Origin of the sequence: Mesorhizobium sp. M1338, from assembly GCF_040318045.1 — a bacterium.
In the GTDB taxonomy this organism is placed as follows: domain Bacteria; phylum Pseudomonadota; class Alphaproteobacteria; order Rhizobiales; family Rhizobiaceae; genus Mesorhizobium.
Window position 1 is genome coordinate 41,886 of sequence record NZ_JAMYLL010000010.1, and the last position, 16,643, is coordinate 58,528.

At 57.4% G+C, this 16,643-nt stretch carries 9 protein-coding genes and 2 pseudogenes; 8 read left to right on the forward strand and 3 right to left on the reverse strand.

What is annotated here, in order from left to right:
• Positions 1 to 307 precede the first annotated feature (307 nt).
• The 8 genes from NKH19_RS12455 to brxL all read left to right on the forward strand — a co-directional run bounded on the left by NKH19_RS12455 (position 308) and on the right by brxL (position 14,917).
• Positions 308 to 913 (forward strand): DUF1819 family protein, encoded by a 606-nt coding sequence (locus NKH19_RS12455; RefSeq protein WP_023727148.1) that lies wholly within the window; start codon positions 308 to 310, stop codon positions 911 to 913.
• Positions 910 to 1,518, forward strand: coding sequence for a DUF1788 domain-containing protein (locus NKH19_RS12460; protein WP_502910915.1), 609 nt, complete (start codon positions 910 to 912; stop codon positions 1,516 to 1,518). The genes NKH19_RS12455 and NKH19_RS12460 overlap by 4 nt, the downstream gene beginning before the upstream one ends.
• Before the next feature lie 5 nt (positions 1,519 to 1,523).
• Positions 1,524 to 5,063, forward strand: a complete 3,540-nt coding sequence (gene brxC / locus NKH19_RS12465) for a BREX system P-loop protein BrxC (protein WP_352982185.1) — start codon at positions 1,524 to 1,526, stop codon at positions 5,061 to 5,063.
• Positions 5,064 to 5,169: 106 nt separating this feature from the next.
• Positions 5,170 to 6,333 carry an AAA family ATPase gene (locus NKH19_RS12470; RefSeq protein ID WP_023727145.1) on the forward strand — a complete coding sequence of 388 codons (1,164 nt, stop codon included), beginning with the start codon at positions 5,170 to 5,172 and terminating at the stop codon, positions 6,331 to 6,333.
• Between the two features lie 10 nt (positions 6,334 to 6,343).
• Positions 6,344 to 6,895, forward strand: a complete 552-nt coding sequence (locus tag NKH19_RS12475) for a hypothetical protein (protein WP_352982187.1) — start codon at positions 6,344 to 6,346, stop codon at positions 6,893 to 6,895.
• A complete protein-coding gene (gene pglX / locus NKH19_RS12480; RefSeq protein WP_352982189.1) occupies positions 6,895 to 10,341 on the forward strand; it encodes a BREX-1 system adenine-specific DNA-methyltransferase PglX in 3,447 nt (1,148 codons plus the stop codon). Before NKH19_RS12475 ends, pglX begins: the two co-directional genes overlap by 1 nt.
• Before the next feature lie 2 nt (positions 10,342 to 10,343).
• Positions 10,344 to 12,848, forward strand: coding sequence for a BREX-1 system phosphatase PglZ type A (gene pglZ, locus NKH19_RS12485; protein ID WP_352982235.1), 2,505 nt, complete (start codon positions 10,344 to 10,346; stop codon positions 12,846 to 12,848).
• Positions 12,849 to 12,859: 11 nt separating this feature from the next.
• On the forward strand, positions 12,860 to 14,917 hold the full coding sequence (brxL, locus tag NKH19_RS12490) for a BREX system Lon protease-like protein BrxL (protein ID WP_352982191.1): 2,058 nt from the start codon (positions 12,860 to 12,862) through the stop codon (positions 14,915 to 14,917).
• Between the two features lie 63 nt (positions 14,918 to 14,980).
• On the opposite strand, the gene NKH19_RS12495 is transcribed toward brxL, so the two are convergent.
• The 3 genes and pseudogenes from NKH19_RS12495 to NKH19_RS12505 form a co-directional block, all read right to left on the reverse strand.
• A complete protein-coding gene (locus NKH19_RS12495; protein WP_352967566.1) occupies positions 14,981 to 15,154 on the reverse strand; it encodes a transposase in 174 nt (57 codons plus the stop codon).
• Between the two features lie 83 nt (positions 15,155 to 15,237).
• Positions 15,238 to 15,291: pseudogene (locus NKH19_RS12500) on the reverse strand (IS200/IS605 family transposase); the annotation flags it as partial.
• A 106-nt stretch (positions 15,292 to 15,397) separates the two neighbouring features.
• Positions 15,398 to 16,464: pseudogene (locus NKH19_RS12505) on the reverse strand (IS3 family transposase).
• Positions 16,465 to 16,643 lie beyond the last annotated feature (179 nt).

Below are 16,643 nucleotides of genomic sequence, written 5' to 3' on the forward strand. Positions count from 1 at the left end.
CGGCGGGGCAACCGGTGCGAACCGGCACGCGAGATCTGGAGCCCTATACGCGCGTAGCAGCTCTTGAGAAGCTGGTCGTTTCTCGAGCAATGGAGAAAGTCAATTCTCGATCATGAGGATGCGACACGGCGCAAGGTTGGCACGCCGCCTCAAATCGCTAGTATGGCCACGGGATTCGGTGTCCGAGCAGGACCCGGGGAGGCAGCCACATTTCGTAACGTGACCGCCGGTCCGTCGCGAGCCGTCAGCTCGGGATAACGCTCGGATATTGCATGCCCGCCGCCCAAACAAAGTGTAATACCGCCCGATGCTCACAACAGGACCTGCCACGTACCGTCTGTCATTCTCGATTGGATCGTTGTTCCTCGACGAATCCATTCTGCTGGCCCGGTCGTATCAGGAGCGGTCCGACTGGCCGCACGTTGCCGAGCAGGCACTGCAGTCGCTCTCCTTCCGGACTCAAAGTTCGGCCCGGCGCACCGTCCGGGAGATCATTGCTCGGCTCCGGTCGTTGCATATGGATGAGCTGGAGTTCTTCACACGCAGCAGCAGGCACGAGCAGGGTCATCTTCTCTGGTTGGCGATCTGCCGCACCTACGGTTTTGTTGCTGATTTCGCGTCGGAAATTCTCCAGGAGCGATATGCCAGGTTCCAAGAGGATTTGGGATATGACCATTTCGATTCCTTCTTCGATGCGAAGGCGGAATGGCATCCCGAACTGGCGGAATTGAAACCTTCCACCCGCGCCAAGCTCCGTCAGGTCCTGTTTCGGATAGTGCGCGAGGCTGATCTCGTCTCGCCGTCCGGAAAGATCATGAGGACCCTGCTCTCCCCCGCCCTGCAGGAGTTGATTGTCGCGCACGATCCCAAGGAGTTGCGTTTCTTCCCAGGCGCATCTGGGTTCTCCGCATGATGTCGCGCGAACTGGCATCTCCGAAGCGCCGTTTCGAACACCTCGTGAAGGTGATGTCGAGCGAGCGATTTCTTGCACGCCAAGGGTTGGGGAACGAAGTTCCATTCTTCATCTGCCCCTACCCTCCAGAGGAAGCGGTATCCATGGAGCAGCAGCGTGGGCAGCTGATCAATCAGCTGGCCAACCACGGTGTGGCCGTCTTGGAGGTTAATCTTTACGACCTGGCCATCGATCTGCTGAGGCAGCGAGGAATTTGGGATCAGATTCTGGAGATGGAACCGTCGACTGCGAAGGCCGAGCTGAAGGAATTACTACAGGGAGTCCTCGATCCGGAGGCGCATCTTGTACCGGAAATCGGCCGCAGGCTCGAATCTCAGGAATATGCGGTCCTCTTTCTGTCAGGCGTGGGCGAGGTCTTTCCTTACATCAGGTCCCACAACGTTCTGAACAATCTCCAGAGCACGGCCAAGGAAAAGCCCACGGTCATGTTCTTTCCTGGTCGATACACACAGAGCCTGGAAACCGGGGCGTCTCTCGACCTCTTCGGGCTGCTGCACGACGACAAGTACTACAGGGCCTTCAATATCTTCCATTACGAGGTGTGACGGGGATGCCGATTCATCTGAAGGAAATCTTCGAGAAGCCTGTCGACCGCGCGATTGAGGGTGTCATCAAGGCCGATGACGAGGCGAGTCTCCGCCAGGAACTGGAGGAGTATGTCATCACGAACGAAGTCGAGAAGCGCCTGGAGCATTTTCTCGATGCCTACAACAACTACGAAACGGCGAACGGCGTCTGGATTTCCGGCTTCTTCGGTTCCGGCAAGTCGCACCTGCTGAAGATGCTCGCCCTGGTTCTTGAGAACAGGGTGATCGACGGGACTCCCGCACTGGACATCTTCCTGCAGAAATCCGTCGAGAACGAAATCCTCAGCGCAGACCTGAAGCGCGCCGTCGCGATTCCTTCGAAGAGCATTCTCTTCAACATCGACCAGAAGGCGGACGTCATCACCAAGACCCAAATCGATGCCCTGCTGGCGGTGTTCCAGAAGGTCTTCGACGAGATGTGCGGCTATTATGGCAAGCAGGGTCATGTTGCCCAGTTTGAGCGCGATCTCGACAGCCGAGAGCAATACGCCGGCTTCAAGACCGTCTACCAGCGCATCGCCGGAAAAACGTGGGAACGCGGCCGGGAGCAGGCGCTGCTGGAGGGTCCGAGCATCGCAAAAGCCTATGCGGAGGCAAGCGGCGCCGACGCGGCGTCTGCCGAGGGAATCCTTGGGAAGTACCGCTCCGACTACAAGGTTTCGATCGAGGACTTCGCCCAGCAAGTGAAGGATTACGTCGAGAGGCAGGGACTGCAGTTCCGATTGAATTTCTTCGTCGACGAGGTTGGCCAATACATCGCCGACAACGTCAAGCTGATGACCAACCTCCAGACGATCGCGGAAAGCCTGAACACCAAGTGCCGGGGCCGAGCATGGATCGTCGTCACGGCGCAGCAGGAAATTCGCGCCGTGATCGGCGAGTTGACCCAGCGCCAGGAAAACGACTTCTCCAAGATCCAGGCGCGTTTCGCCAACCGGATGTCGTTAACTAGCGCCAACGCCGACGAAGTCATCCAGAAGCGGCTGCTGAAGAAGACCGAAGGTGGGGTGTTCGCGCTGTCGGACCTCTTCCACAAGCAGTCAGGCAACTTCAAAACCCTGTTCGACTTCTCCGACGGCTCGATCCACTTCCGGAACTTTGCCGACCGGGATCATTTCATCCAGAGCTATCCTTTCATTCCCTACCAGTACTCGCTGTTCCAGATGTCCATCCAGGCATTGTCGGAGCACAACGCTTTCGAGGGACGACACAGCTCTGTCGGCGAAAGGTCGATGCTGGGAGTCTTCCAGGACGTTGCGGTCCATATCGCTGGTCTTGAACTCGGCGGCATTGCCCCTTTCGACATGATGTTCGAGGGCATTCGGTCCGCACTCAAATCAGGGGTTCAGCAATCGATCCAGATTGCCGAGCGAAACCTGGACAATCCGTTCGCTGTGCGCGTCCTCAAGGCCCTGTTCCTCGTTAAATATGTCCGGCCCTTCAAGACAACACTCCGGAACGTCTGCATCCTCCTTCTACGGTGGTTCGACGAGGATCTGACCCGGTTGAGGAAGCAGGTAGAGGAAGCCGTCAGCGTCCTTGAGCAACAGACCTACATCCAGCGGAACGGCGAGCTCTTCGAGTTCCTGACGGATGAGGAAAAGGATATCGAGCAGGAGATTAAGGCGGTCGAGGTCGACCTGACCGAGGTCGCCCAGGAATTCGAGGAGCTGGTATTTGACGGGATCGTCAAGACGCGAAAGATCCGACACGAGGCGACCGGACACGATTACGCCTATGCGAGGCGACTCGATGACCGGCTGAGTGGTCGCGATCACGAGCTTTCCATCAACCTCTACACGCCCTTCCACGAGCACGTGGGGAATCCTGACGCAACCAAAATGCAGAGCATGTCGCGCGACGAGCTAGCTGTCGTGCTGAAGCCCGATGACCGTCTGATGACCGACATCATGATGTACAAGCGGACGGAAAAATATGTGCGACAGAACCGCGCGATGACGCTGCAGCCCAGCGTCGAGCGGATCATCGGGGACAAGGGCGCCCAGAACGCGCAGCGGCACCGCGACCTGACCAGCCGCCTGAAGGCACTGCTTTCAGAAGCTCGGCTCTTCGTCCGGGGCGAGGAGATCGACATCCGCGCCGAGGATGCCCAGCTCCGGATCATGAAAGCCTTTCAGGTTCTCGTCGACAAGGTGCACGTCAACCTCGGCATGCTTCGAGGCGTTCAGTATTTGGAGAGCGACCTCGGCAGATTTATGAAGCAGGCGGAAGACGGGTTATTCGGGAACGAAGCCGCAGGACTGAGCGAAGCCGAGCAAGAAATCCAGAACTTCATCCAGGGCAACAGCCGTAACGGCGTGCGGACCACCGTCAAGGCTGTTACGGAAAGATTTGAGCGCAAGCCATATGGCTGGCCATATGCCGCCGTCCTTTGCAACCTCGCCAGCCTTTTTGCACGAGGAAAGTTAGAGGCTCGTGCCGACGGGAACCTGCTCGAGGGGCAATCGCTCGAACGAACGCTGAAGAACACGCAGGCTCACGGCAACATCGTGCTGGAGCCGCAGGTGGAGTTCTCGCAGGCCCAGCTGCGCCAGCTGAAAGAGTTCTATTCCGAGTTCTTCGACACTCAGCCTTCGGCTACGGACGCGCGGATCATCGGCAAGGAAGTTGCCGAGGCTTTCCACCAGACGGTTCAGGAAATCCAGGGATATCTGGACCAGAGGGACCGATATCCATTCTTGGTGGCGCTGCAGCCCGTTCTCGAAGCCCTGAAGCCGGCGACCGGGAAACCCTATGGCTGGTACGTGACCGACTTCCCCAAACAGGCCGATTCCTTGGTCAACCTCAAGGAGGATGTTCTCGATCCCGTTCGGAAGTTCATGAAAGGCGCCCAGCGTGGGATTTACGATGACGCGAGGCAATTCCTTCGCGAGCAGGAGGCGAACCTCGCCTACGCGGGTGGTGTCGAGGCGCAGGCCATAAAGGTTGTCCTAGAAGATCCCACGTGCTTCCGAAACAACGCCATCCAGCAGCTGAAGGCTGGTCTGGATCGCATCCGCGGTATCATCGAGGAGCGTCTGAAGCACGAACGGGACGCCGCGATCAAGGAACTAGATGAACTTGCGTCAAAGCTCAACGCGCTTCCGGAGCTGGGCAACTTGCCCGAGGTCGAACGCCAGCTGATCCTTGCCGATGCCGAGGCAGGGCTGGCCCCACTGCGCAGCGCCACGCTCATCGCCATCGTCCGGGAACGGGCCAATGACTTCCGGACGAGGCTCTATCCGGAGCTTCTCGCACGGATCACCTCCCCTTCCAGGCAAGCAGCCGCAAAGCCGGACAATGATCGAGGCGCGGCGAAAGGATTCGAGGACGGTAATGCAAGTAAGGTGGAGCCGCCGGTCCTGTTTGTAGCCCACACCTCGCTGCCTATCCCCTTCGGAAAGGCATTCCTGGAAAACGAGGGCGATGTCGAGGCATTTCTCGAATCCATGCGCAAGACGCTGATCCGGGAAATCCGGGCAGGCAAAAGGATTACGGTATGAACAAGCGGGTCACGCGCATTCGAGCGATGTCGCAGAGATCCATTCCTGATTACGGGGTCCGCCGAGCAGGTCGGTACCTTCCGCTCACTGCGCGGGGCACCGAGGAATGATCACTGGCTTCGAAATCCAAAACTTTACGGCGTTCAAAGAATTGAACGTTTCGCTTTCACCGCGGATCAACGTTGTCATCGGCAGCAATGGCACCGGCAAAACGCACCTCCTCAAGGCGATTTATGCGCTCACGATGGCAGGCCATCTACCTCCTAACGTGGAGCGGGCAAAGCAGGATATCGAAGCAGCTCTTTCGGACAAGTTCCTCCGTCTTTTCCTGCCGAGGGAGAACAAGATCGGCAGCTTGCGATCGGATGGATCAAACGAGCGGGCGCGGCTACACGTGAAGAAAAGCGACGAGACCATCGCTGCCGTAGGGTTCAACTACAATTCCGAGAAACTGAGGCTTGAGTCTGGGTCGCATTTCGATGGAAAAGATGCTCGGCCGGTCTTCATTCCCACCAAGGAGGTGCTCTCTCTTGCACGCGGTATCCGTCATCCAGATCACGATCGCGCCACTGTGGAGATGATTTTTGACGATACATACATCGACTTGGCTGAACAGCTGGTGCGGCCAGGCTTTGAGGACGAAGACTCGACCATCAGCGAGGATCCAAGGTTGTCGAGGGTCGTTCGCGAGTTAGTAGATTTGGTCGGCGGGCGGTACCTCCTGACGGCTGACGGCGGCTTTAGCTTTGAGGCAGGAAAGTATCAGGAAAAGGCCGATCCGGAGCGTTCGAAATCCAAAGCGGCTCAAATATATCAAGATTCGACTGTCCTCCATTTCGTGCCGAAGGGAGAGAACTCTCTTGCAAGCAGCATGACGGCCGAAGGCTTCCGGAAGATCGGAGTGCTCCACCGTCTGTTGTGCAATGGGTCAATTAACCCCGGCGGCAGTGGTGTTCTCCTCTGGGATGAACCTGAGGCGAACTTGAACCCAAAGCTGATGAAGAAGCTTGTTCAAGTTCTGCTGGAGTTGTCCCGAAACGGCCAGCAAATCATCCTCGCCACACACGACTATGTCCTTCTGAAGTGGATCGATCTGCTGATGGATCCGGGAAAGGATGATCACGTGAGATTCCACGCTCTTTACCGCGATCCAGATACACAGAAGGTGGGGGTTAAAAGCGCCGACAATTATTCGCTTATCTCAAAGTCCGCCATTTCCGACACATTTGCTGAATTGTACGACGAAGACGTGAAGCGGGCATTGGGTTGAGCGCTAGAACATGAAAACATACAGAGCAGAGGCAAACGCAGAGCTTGAGTTTTCTTTTCCGGACGACCTTCCCTGGCACGAGTTGGATCAACAGGGCATAAGACTGCCCCAGCAGATGAAGTTCGTAGACCTCGTGATCGAACGAGACCAGGACGTCTTGCTCGTGGAAATAAAGGATCCGTCAATCTCCAGATGCCCCGACGATGAACGTCAGCGGTATTTCAAGAGGCTAGCCGACAACACGGTCCTCAAAGAGGAACTAACGCCTAAGGCGCGTGACTCCTACACGTTCCTTCATCTGATGGAGCGCGATGGCAAGCCCATCAAATTCGTGGTCCTGATCGGCCTCGACGCCTTCGACCACGAGAAGCAGAAAGCTCTTCTCGCAGGCTTCAAGGACCGATTGTTCGCCGACATCAAATGCGAGACAGATACGCCTTGGCGGCGTCAGCACATCGCTGATTGCGTCGTGCTTTCCGTGGACATCTGGAACAAAACGTTCGCCGATTGGCCCGTCAAACGGATTCCCGCAACGGCAACTAGCGCGCAAGCGGCTGCCTGATGGATACTTCGAAACTCAAGAAATTCGCCCAGTTCGCCCGCCGCACCTTGATCGGGCAGGTCGGCGCCAAGCTCGACTCCGTACTGGCCGAAGGCGCCGCCGCGCGTCGTGAGCATCCGGAAGCTGTGAAGAAGCTTGAGGTGGCCATCGCGACCGACGGTAAGCGGCAGGTAATCGAGCGGGTCGCCTACACGTGGTTCAACCGATTCTGCGCCCTGCGCTACATGGACGTCAACGACCTGAATCCTGTCAGGGTCGTCTCGCCTCTGCCGGGCCAGTTCCAGCCAGAGATCCTGGCAGAAGCCAAGGCCGGGAACATCGATGAGGGTCGCGTGCCGGAGAAGGTTCGCGGTCAGATCCGCGCCCAGCTCGACGGACGCTCCCCCAGCCAGGACCCGCAGGCCGAGGCCTACCAGTTGCTACTCGTTGCGATCTGCAACGACTGGCACAAGGCGATGCCCTTCCTATTCGAGCGAATCGACGATTTTACCGAACTGCTGATGCCTGAGGATCTGCTGTCGAACAACTCAATACTCGCATATACGCGCGAAGCCATGACGCCTGATGTCTGCGAAGACGTCGAGGTCATCGGCTGGCTCTACCAATTCTACATTTCGGAGAAGAAGGACGAGGTCTTCGCCGGGCTGAAGAAAAACCAGAAGATCACCCCAGAAAACATTCCCTCCGCGACACAGTTGTTCACTCCGCACTGGATAGTGCGTTACCTCGTCGAGAATTCGCTCGGCCGGCTCTGGATGCTCAATCGCCCCGGATCGAAGCTCGCCCAGCAGATGGACTACTACATCGCGCCGGAAGAGCCGGAGGACGACTTCCTACGCGTCTCCTCACCAGAGGAGATCAAGGTCTGCGATCCGGCCTGCGGGTCCGGACACATGCTGACCTACGCCTTCGACCTGCTCTACGCGATCTACGAGGAGGAAGGATACGATCCCGCCGAGATCCCCGAAACGATTCTGACCCACAACCTCTACGGCATCGAGATCGATGACCGCGCCGGAGCGTTGGCAGCCTTTGCGCTGGTGATGAAGGCGGCTAGCCGACGCAAGCGGTTCCTGCGGCGGCCCGTCCAGCCCAATGTCTGCGTGCTGGAGAACGTTGCTTTTAAGGACGGGGAGTTGGCGGACTATACAGCCACGGTCGGACGCGACCTATTCACCAGCGACCTTCGCGAGACATTAAGCCAGTTTGCCGAGGCCAAGAACTTCGGCTCACTGATTGTTCCCAAGCTGGGGGACCTGACCGAGGTAGCCCGGCTTATTGCGACGAAGGATTTTGAGAGCAACCTGTTTTTGCGCGACGTGCATACTCGGGTCCAAGCAGCGCTGCGTATCGCCGACTATCTGAGCCCGAAATACCATGTGGTGGTAGCGAATCCGCCGTACATGGGCTGGGGCGGGATGAACCAAGGTTTGAAGGCGTGGGTCGAGCGAAAATTTCCCAATAGCAAGCAAGATTTAATGACATGCTTCATGGAACGCAGCTTAATTCTTCTTTTACACCATGGTATTCTTGGAATGATTAACATTCCTTCGTGGATGTTTTTGATATCTTTCGAACAACTTCGTCTATCACTAATCAGAAACGCGAGTGTCCGTTCGTTACTGCATCTAGGGCGTGGTATTTTCGGTGCTGACTTCGGAACCGTCGCCTTTTGTTTGGAGAATTCAAAACCTTCATCATCATCGCGAGGTATATATAGACGACTGTTTGATGCGCATGTACAGGTGCGCGCGCCAGAAAAGATTGAAAGGCTATTCAGGGACCATTCGTACAACTGCTTTGTCGTTGATCAGATGGAGTTCCTGAAAATCCCCGGATATCCGTTTGCATATTGGCCAACCAGCGAAGCCCGTTCCGCTTTTCAGAAAGGGAAAAGTCTCGATCAGTTTGCCTCTATCGGAAAAGGCTTCGACACAGGTGACAATGATCGCTTCCTTCGGTTGTGGCACGAGGTTGAAAGTCCTTTTGATCGCTGGATACCGTGTCAGAAAGGCGGGCCTTTTCGCAAGTGGTACGGAAACAATGACTATGTCGCTGACTGGCAGGATGATGGCGCGACCCTTAAAGCTTTTCCAAAATCTAACCTCAGGAATTCTCACAACTACTTCAAGCGCGGTCTCACTTGGACACGAGTTTCAAGCGGATCAACCGCGTTCAGATACTTTCCTTCCGGGCAGTTATTCGAATCTACGGGGCCTTGCCTCTTTAGTGAAACACATGCGCTCGAATCGATTGCGTCCTTTCTGAATAGTAAAGTGACTCTAGAGTTTCTGAAGGTTCTGGCTCCCATGCTGGATTTCCAGAGCGGGCACATCTCAAATCTTCCGATGGTGGACAACGCATCCACCGAGGACGCTACAAAGCAGATCGGTATGCAGGCAATAAGCATCACGAAATCCGACTGGGACGCTTACGAAACCTCTTGGGATTTCACCACGCTCCCGCTTCTTTCACCTAACCACCGGCAAGTCACGCTGGCCGAAACCTACGCCGGTCTCCGCTCCCATTGGCGCCGGGTGATCGAGGAGATGCAGTTGCTGGAGGAAGAGAATAACCGCATCTTCATCAACGCCTATGGCCTCCAGGACGAGCTGACCACTGTAGTGCCCCCGCAGGAGATAACCCTGACCTGCAACCCGGCCTATCACTATGGTGGCATGAAATCAGAGGCCGAGCTTGAGGATCTGCAGCGCGCTGACACGATGGGCGAGTTCCTTAGCTATGCTGTAGGCTGTATGTTCGGCCGCTACAGCCTCGATGCGCCGGGCTTGATCCTGGCCAACAAGGGCGAAGGATTCGAGGACTACCTGAAGCGCATACCGGAACCAAGCTTCCCGCCCGACAGGGACAATGTGATCCCAATTCTGGACGGCGACTGGTTTGCCGACGACATGGCAGACCGATTCCGCCATTTCCTTCGCTTGACTTTCGGGGAGGAGCGCCGTGTCGAAAACCTGGCGTTCATCGAGACGGCGCTCGGTAAGGATATCCGGCGCTTCTTCCTGCGAGACTTCTACGAAGACCATGTCCGCCGCTACAAAAAGCGCCCGATCTATTGGCTGTTCTCGAGCCCGAAAGGCACATTCAACGCGCTGGTCTACATGCACCGCTACCGTCCCGACACTGTGAGCACTGTGCTGGATTACCTGCGCGAGTTCCGCCGCAAGCTGGACTCGCATCGGAACGAACTGGCGGCGATCAGCATCAGTTCCGCATCTGCACAGGCCGACAAGGCCAAGGCTCTGAAAGAGATTGAGAGCGTCAGCCGGAATATCGATGAACTGGACGGCTATGAACGTGAGATCCTCTACCCCCTTGCGACGCGCCGGCTTGAGATCGACCTCGATGATGGGGTCAAGGTGAACTACGCCAAGTTCGGCAGCGCGCTCAAGCCGATCAAAGGCCTGGGCGATGCGGAAGACTGATGATGCAAGATCGCATAGCCCTCGGCCTTCAGGCCCAATTCGAAAAGCACGACATTGTCTTCTGGTACGATGCGGAGCGTAGCTTCCGCAACTCCTTCGAGGCGGTGTCGATTCCTGGTGTGGAGAAGGTCGAGATTGCCAATAACGAATTTGGCGTGAAGCACCGAATCCTTCGTGAGGCGGCGCCGAAGCAGAAGTTCCTGCTCTATAGGGAAGGTCCCGAACCGGATCAGCTCGAGAACTGGCTGCTGGACGTGCAACTTGCCAATGGCGTGTTTCGGATGGACCAGGTCTCGAACTGGCTCTCCGAGCTGGGCCTCGGGGTCGGCTTCTCCGATCTCGTCCGGAAGCACGAGGAGTTCTTCGGCGCGGCCAGGCGCATCGAGCAACTCAAGCGATTGCTCAGGTCGGACGATACGGCAAATTCCCTCCGCCTGAAGATGCTGGCGGTCTGCACCAACGCGGATCCGACCTTCGACACGGTAGTCGAGAGCCTGTTGGCCGAGCACGCCGAGAAGAAGGACGACAGGCTGCGGCTGATATCCCGTGTCGCCCTAGACGAATTCGTGTGGGAGCAGATGGGCCGGCACTACGGTTATCGCGCCAAGGATCCGTCTATTCCCGATTTCGCAATCGAGCTGTTCAAGTCCTGTTATGCCTTTGGTGTCGGGTCGGATGCGCGCCTCTCCTCTGAGGCGCTGGTGTTCTTTCGGCGGTGGAAGAACAACCGCAACACGGCCGAAACTTTCGAAACGCTCTCGGCGGAATATGAGGAGGCACTCGCCATTCCGGCTGATCTCGCCAAGCGCGATTTTCGGACGCTGATGGAACTTGACTATTTCCGCGAGATCGACCGGGAAATCATCCGGAACCTTGTGCGCGAGGTCGGCGCGCAGACGTTGCCCTACGCTGACGTGGTCAGCTGGCTACGCCAGCGGCGACAGAGCCACTGGTACAAAGAATTCGCCGACCTCTATCAAGCCCTGAGTCATGCCGCTGATTTCCTGCAGTCGGTCTCTCAAGCCACACTGAACATGGAATCCTTGTCGGATGGGGCTCGACGCTACGCACAGTCCTGGTTCCGCATTGACCAGATCTATCGCCAGTTCGTCTTCCATATGCAGCGCTCCGCACAGGCGTCCTTGATGGGCGACCTGTTCGAAAGGATCGAGAACCTCTACGTCAACACTTACCTGCTCAAGCTCAACAACCGCTGGCAGGAACACATCGACGCCGCTGACCGATGGGAAGCGCCGCCTATCATGCGCCAGCGGGAATTCTACGCATCTCAGGTCGCCCCCTATAGGCGCAAGGACCTGAAGCTTTGCGTCGTTGTTTCCGATGCCATGCGATATGAGGTCGGAGAAGAGCTGCTCGGCCGCATCCGGAGCCTCGACCGCTACGACGCCGAGATCGAGCCGGCGCTGGCGTCGATCCCTAGCTACACCCAGCTCGGGATGGCGTCACTCCTGCCCAACAACGAAATCCGGATCGCCGGAGACGATACAGGAGTCGTACTGGTCGACGGCGCCAGTTCCCAAGGACTTGTGAATCGCCGCAAGATCTTGGAGAGCGGCCGCGCCGGAGACCGGGTTGCCGCCCTGAAAGCCGAAGAAGTAATGGCCATGAAAGGGGACGAAGCGAGGACCCTTCTACGCGATCACGACGTCGTCTACATCTACCACAACCGCATAGATGCGGCCGGAGACAAGATGGTCTCGGAGGAGCGGGTCTTCGAGGCCGTAGAGGACTCGCTCGACGAGTTGGTCAAGCTCGTGAAGAAGCTGACTGCGGCCAACGCTAGCAATCTCCTGCTCACTGCCGATCACGGCTTCATCTACCAGCATCGGCCGATCGAAGAGAGTGACTTCTCAGGTGCCGAGGTCAGCGGTGATACAGTCCTGTTCAAGGATCGCCGCTTCGTGCTGGGCAAAGGATTCGTCGCGCAATCCGGCCTCCGGAAGTTCGAGCCCGCCGCCCTCGGTCTCGAAGGCGACGTCGAGGTGCTGATCCCGAAATCCATCGGCAGGCTGCGCCTCAAAGGATCCGGCAGCCGCTATGTGCATGGCGGCGCCTCCCTGCAGGAGGTGATCATCCCCGTCCTGAAGATCAACAAAAAACGACAGAGCGACCTGTCGGCGGTCGAGGTCGACATCGTCGCCAGTTCGAACAAGACAATCACCTCCGCCCAGATTTCTGTCCTTTTCTACCAATCGACCCCGGTGACGGAGAAGGCTCAGCCGCGGCGGCTCCGGGCGGGTATTTACAGCGGTTCCGGCGAACTGATTTCCGACAGCCATGATCTTCTGTTTGACTTCCCCTCCGAGAACCCGAGGGAAAGGGAGATGCCCGTGCGATTCCTGTTGTCGAAGAAGGCCGACGAGTTCAACGGGCAAGAGGTCGTGCTGCGGCTCGAGGAGCAGCATGCTGGCACGTCGCACTTCAAGGAGTACCGGAGCATGAGATATCTGCTACGCAGGAGCTTCACGAGCGATTTCGATTTCTGAGGAGCGAGCGATTGAACGCGCTGGATACCAAAATCAATGCGGCCTTCCCGGGGCTGGTCGTCCGAAAGGACCTGGTCAAGGCGGTCAAGGGAAACGCTATCGTTCCCACCTATGTGCTCGAATATCTCCTCGGGCAGTACTGCGCCACGAGTGACGAGGCTTCGATCCAGTCCGGTATCGAGACCGTCAAGGAGATCCTGCGCAAGCACTATGTCCATCGAAACGAGGCAGGACTGGTCCGCTCGAACGTTCGGGAAAAGGGCCGCTACAAGGTCATCGACAAGATCGGCGTCGCGCTGAACGATAAGAACGATGCTTACGAGGCGGAATTCGCGAACCTCGGCATCAAGAAGGTCGTTGTAGATTCTGGGACGGTGAAGTCCCATCCCAAGCTGCTGGTAGCCGGAGTTTGGTGCATCGCGGACGTCGAATACGAGCACACCGAGGACAAAGCCGTCTCGCCATGGATTCTCGGCACCCTTAAGCCGATCCAACTCTCCCATTTCGACTATGAAGCCTATCTGAAGGCGCGCCAGGAATTCACGACGGACGAATGGATCGACCTTCTGATCCAGAGCATAGGTTTCGACCCGGAGATGTTCGGGAAACGCAGCAAGCTGATCCAGTTGATGCGGCTCATCCCGTTCGTCGAGCGCAACTACAATCTCATCGAGCTCGGGCCAAAGGGTACGGGTAAGTCACACATCTATTCCGAGTTCTCGCCGCACGGAATTCTGATCTCGGGTGGCGAGGTTACCGTGCCCAAGCTGTTCGTGAACAACCAGTCCGGCAAGCTCGGGCTGGTGGGATATTGGGATGTCGTCGCGTTCGACGAGTTCGCGGGGCGGCAGAAGCGGGTCGACAAGTCGCTTGTCGACATCATGAAAAACTACATGGCGAACAAAACGTTCTCCCGAGGCGTGGAGACACTGGGCGCCGAGGCCTCGATGGTGTTCGTAGGAAATACCAAACACAACGTCCCCTACATGCTCAAGCACACCGATCTTTTCGAGGAGGTCCCCGAGAAATACTACGACTCGGCGTTCATCGATCGCCTGCATGCCTACATCCCGGGTTGGGAGGTGGACGTGATCCGCGGAGAAATGTTCTCCATCGGCTATGGATTCGTCGTCGATTATCTCGCCGAAATCCTGCGGCACCTCAGAAGCGACGACTATTCCGATCGCTACAAGGACTTGTTTCGGTTATCCTCGGCCATCTCCACCCGCGACCGCGACGGAATCAACAAGACCTTCTCAGGGTTGATGAAAATTCTGTTCCCTGGCGGCGGCGCGTCGAAGGAGGAGACCGAAGAGCTTCTCAGGCTCTCCATCGAGGGCAGAAAACGCGTCAAGGATCAGCTGATGCGGATCGACACCACGTATCCCGATATCGATTTCTCCTACTTCGCGGCCGGAGACCGGAAGATCGCCGTCACCACGCTCGAGGAAGACGAGTACCCTACCTACTATCGCCGTCGGGCCGCTGCGCAGCAGGAGGGCCAACCGGAGATCCAGGAGGAGGTGGTTTCCCGGAATAGCGTGCCTTCGATCAGCAAAGCTGAAAGCGTCTTGCCGGATGCGAGGGAAGGCCACCGAGTTCTCAGCGAGAACCAGAAGGGCGTTTCATTCGACTTGCTCTTTGGCCCCTATGTCAGGGGCGCACGGAAGATCACGCTCACGGACCCCTACATCCGTCTTTTCTACCAGGTCCGGAACCTGATGGAGTTCATCGAGACCGTCGTCAAGCACAAGGCGCCGGAGGACGAGGTGGACATCCATCTCGTGACGGCGCGCGATGATCTCAAAGCGGATCAACAAAAGGCCAATCTGCTTTCCATCGAAGAGTCCTGCCTCGGTTCAGGCGTCAATTTCACCTGGGAGTTTGACGGTGCCGGAACCATCCACGCGCGCCATATCGTGACTGATACGGGCTGGAAAATCTCGCTGGACCGAGGCCTGGATATCTTTCAGCACTACGAGATGAACGACGCCTTTAGCCTGTCGAACCGACTTCAGCAGTTTCGGTCCGCCAAAGGATTCGAGGTGACTTATATGCGCCTGGGTTAACGCGGTTCCTTATGCCAGTCGCGCTCGATGCCGAACTTGATGATTAGGTCCACATTTCATCGGTCACATTCCACAGCTTACCACCCAATAGCCCCTCGCCCATCGATGCTGGCTCCAGTAGCGTTTGCGCAATATACCGAACTCGCTCTGCAGCTTGCGCGAACTGCGCCCCCTCGAGGTGCTGCACCGCGCGCGACACTGACAGGTTCGGCGGGATCGACGGATCGACACCAGCATATGCAAATGGTCGCGATTGATCGATTGATCGATCCGGCATGCACAGCCACCTCATGCGCCTGCGCCGTCTCGCGCAGCAGTTCTCGACACCGGCTCCCAACGTCGCCACCGAGCACCGCGCAACGGTATTTCGTCACCCAAACCAAGGGATACTTGCAGCCCCAACCGTGTAGCTGCCACGCTTTGACCTGAGACCCTTGTTCCCTCCAGTTCAGTGGAGAGTCCGGAGTTTCATTTCTGGCCTCATGCGGCCTGTTTTTCCAGAGCCATTTTGATGGCGAATTCGATGGGCGTGATGTTGCCCAGGGCTGAGTGTGGTCTGTTCTGGTTGTAGTCCTCCTTCCATAGATCGATTGCTGTCCGTGCTTGCGTGAGAGTGGAGAACAGCGTTTCGTTCAGGCATTCGTCGCGAAATCGGCCGTTGAAACTCTCCACGAATCCGTTCTGCATCGGCTTGCCGGGTGCGATGTAGTGCCATTCGACGCCGCTTTCCTGGCACCATTTGAGGATCGCCATCGATGTCAGCTCGGTGCCATTGTCCGAGACGATCGTGCGAGGCCTGCCGCGGCGGGCGAGGATGGCATCCAGTTCCCGAGCGACGCGGGCGCCCGACAGCGATGTATCCGCGACCAGCGCCAGGCACTCGCGCGTGAAGTCGTCGACGACGGCCAGAACCCGGAACCGGCGTCCGTCCGTGAAGGCATCGCTTACGAAGTCTAGGCTCCAGCGCTCATTCGTCCGGCCCGGCGCGATCATCGGCCGTCTCGTTCCCAAGGCCCGTTTGCGGCCGCCACGTTTGCGGACCTGGAGCTTCTCTTCCCGGTAAAGCCGCCGCAGTTTCTTCTGGTTCATCACGATCCCTTGCCGTTCAAGCATGATGTGGTTGCGCCGGTAGCCAAAGCGGCGGCGCTCGGCAGCCACCGTCTTCATCGCGGCTCGAACGGCGGCATCGTCCGGCCGGATGCTTGCGTAGCGAACGCTCGAGCGATCGACGAAAAGAGCCTTGCACGCCCGACGCTGGCTCACCCCATGCCGATCGCAGGCGTGGGCCACAGCGTATCGCTTGGCATCGGGCGTCACCATTTTTTTGCAGCGACATCCTTCAGGATGGCATTGTCCAGCATCTGCTCAGCCAGCAGCTTCTTGAGCTTGGCGTTCTCCTCTTCCAAAGTCTTCAGCTTGCGCGCATCGGAAACGTCCATGCCACCGAACTTGGCCTTGTATTTGTAGAAGGTCCCTTCCGAGATCCCATGCTTGCGGCAGACATCGGCGGTCTTCATGCCCGCCTCCTGCTCCTTCAAAATCGCGATGACTTGTTCTTCCGTGAACCGTGAACTTCATTCGTCCGTCTCCTTGAGCGGGACAGACTCTACCAAAAACTGGAGGAGCTTCAGGGTCTCAGGTCAGCTTGTATGCTTCCATCCACACAATCTATACCGGAAGCGCCACAATCCCAGCCGCCTAAATGCGTGGGGTTTCCAGATCTGAA

What these genes read in the sequence shown, in the direction of transcription:
- NKH19_RS12455 (WP_023727148.1), top strand. Translation starts at nt 308, where the DNA reads ATGCTCACAACAGGACCTGCCACGTACCGTCTGTCATTCTCGATTGGA.
- NKH19_RS12460 (WP_502910915.1), top strand. Translation starts at nt 910, where the DNA reads ATGATGTCGCGCGAACTGGCATCTCCGAAGCGCCGTTTCGAACACCTC.
- brxC (WP_352982185.1), top strand. Translation starts at nt 1,524, where the DNA reads ATGCCGATTCATCTGAAGGAAATCTTCGAGAAGCCTGTCGACCGCGCG.
- NKH19_RS12470 (WP_023727145.1), top strand. Translation starts at nt 5,170, where the DNA reads ATGATCACTGGCTTCGAAATCCAAAACTTTACGGCGTTCAAAGAATTG.
- NKH19_RS12475 (WP_352982187.1), top strand. Translation starts at nt 6,344, where the DNA reads ATGAAAACATACAGAGCAGAGGCAAACGCAGAGCTTGAGTTTTCTTTT.
- pglX (WP_352982189.1), top strand. Translation starts at nt 6,895, where the DNA reads ATGGATACTTCGAAACTCAAGAAATTCGCCCAGTTCGCCCGCCGCACC.
- pglZ (WP_352982235.1), top strand. Translation starts at nt 10,344, where the DNA reads ATGCAAGATCGCATAGCCCTCGGCCTTCAGGCCCAATTCGAAAAGCAC.
- NKH19_RS12495 (WP_352967566.1), bottom strand. Translation starts at nt 15,154, where the DNA reads ATGCTGGTGTCGATCCGTCGATCCCGCCGAACCTGTCAGTGTCGCGCG.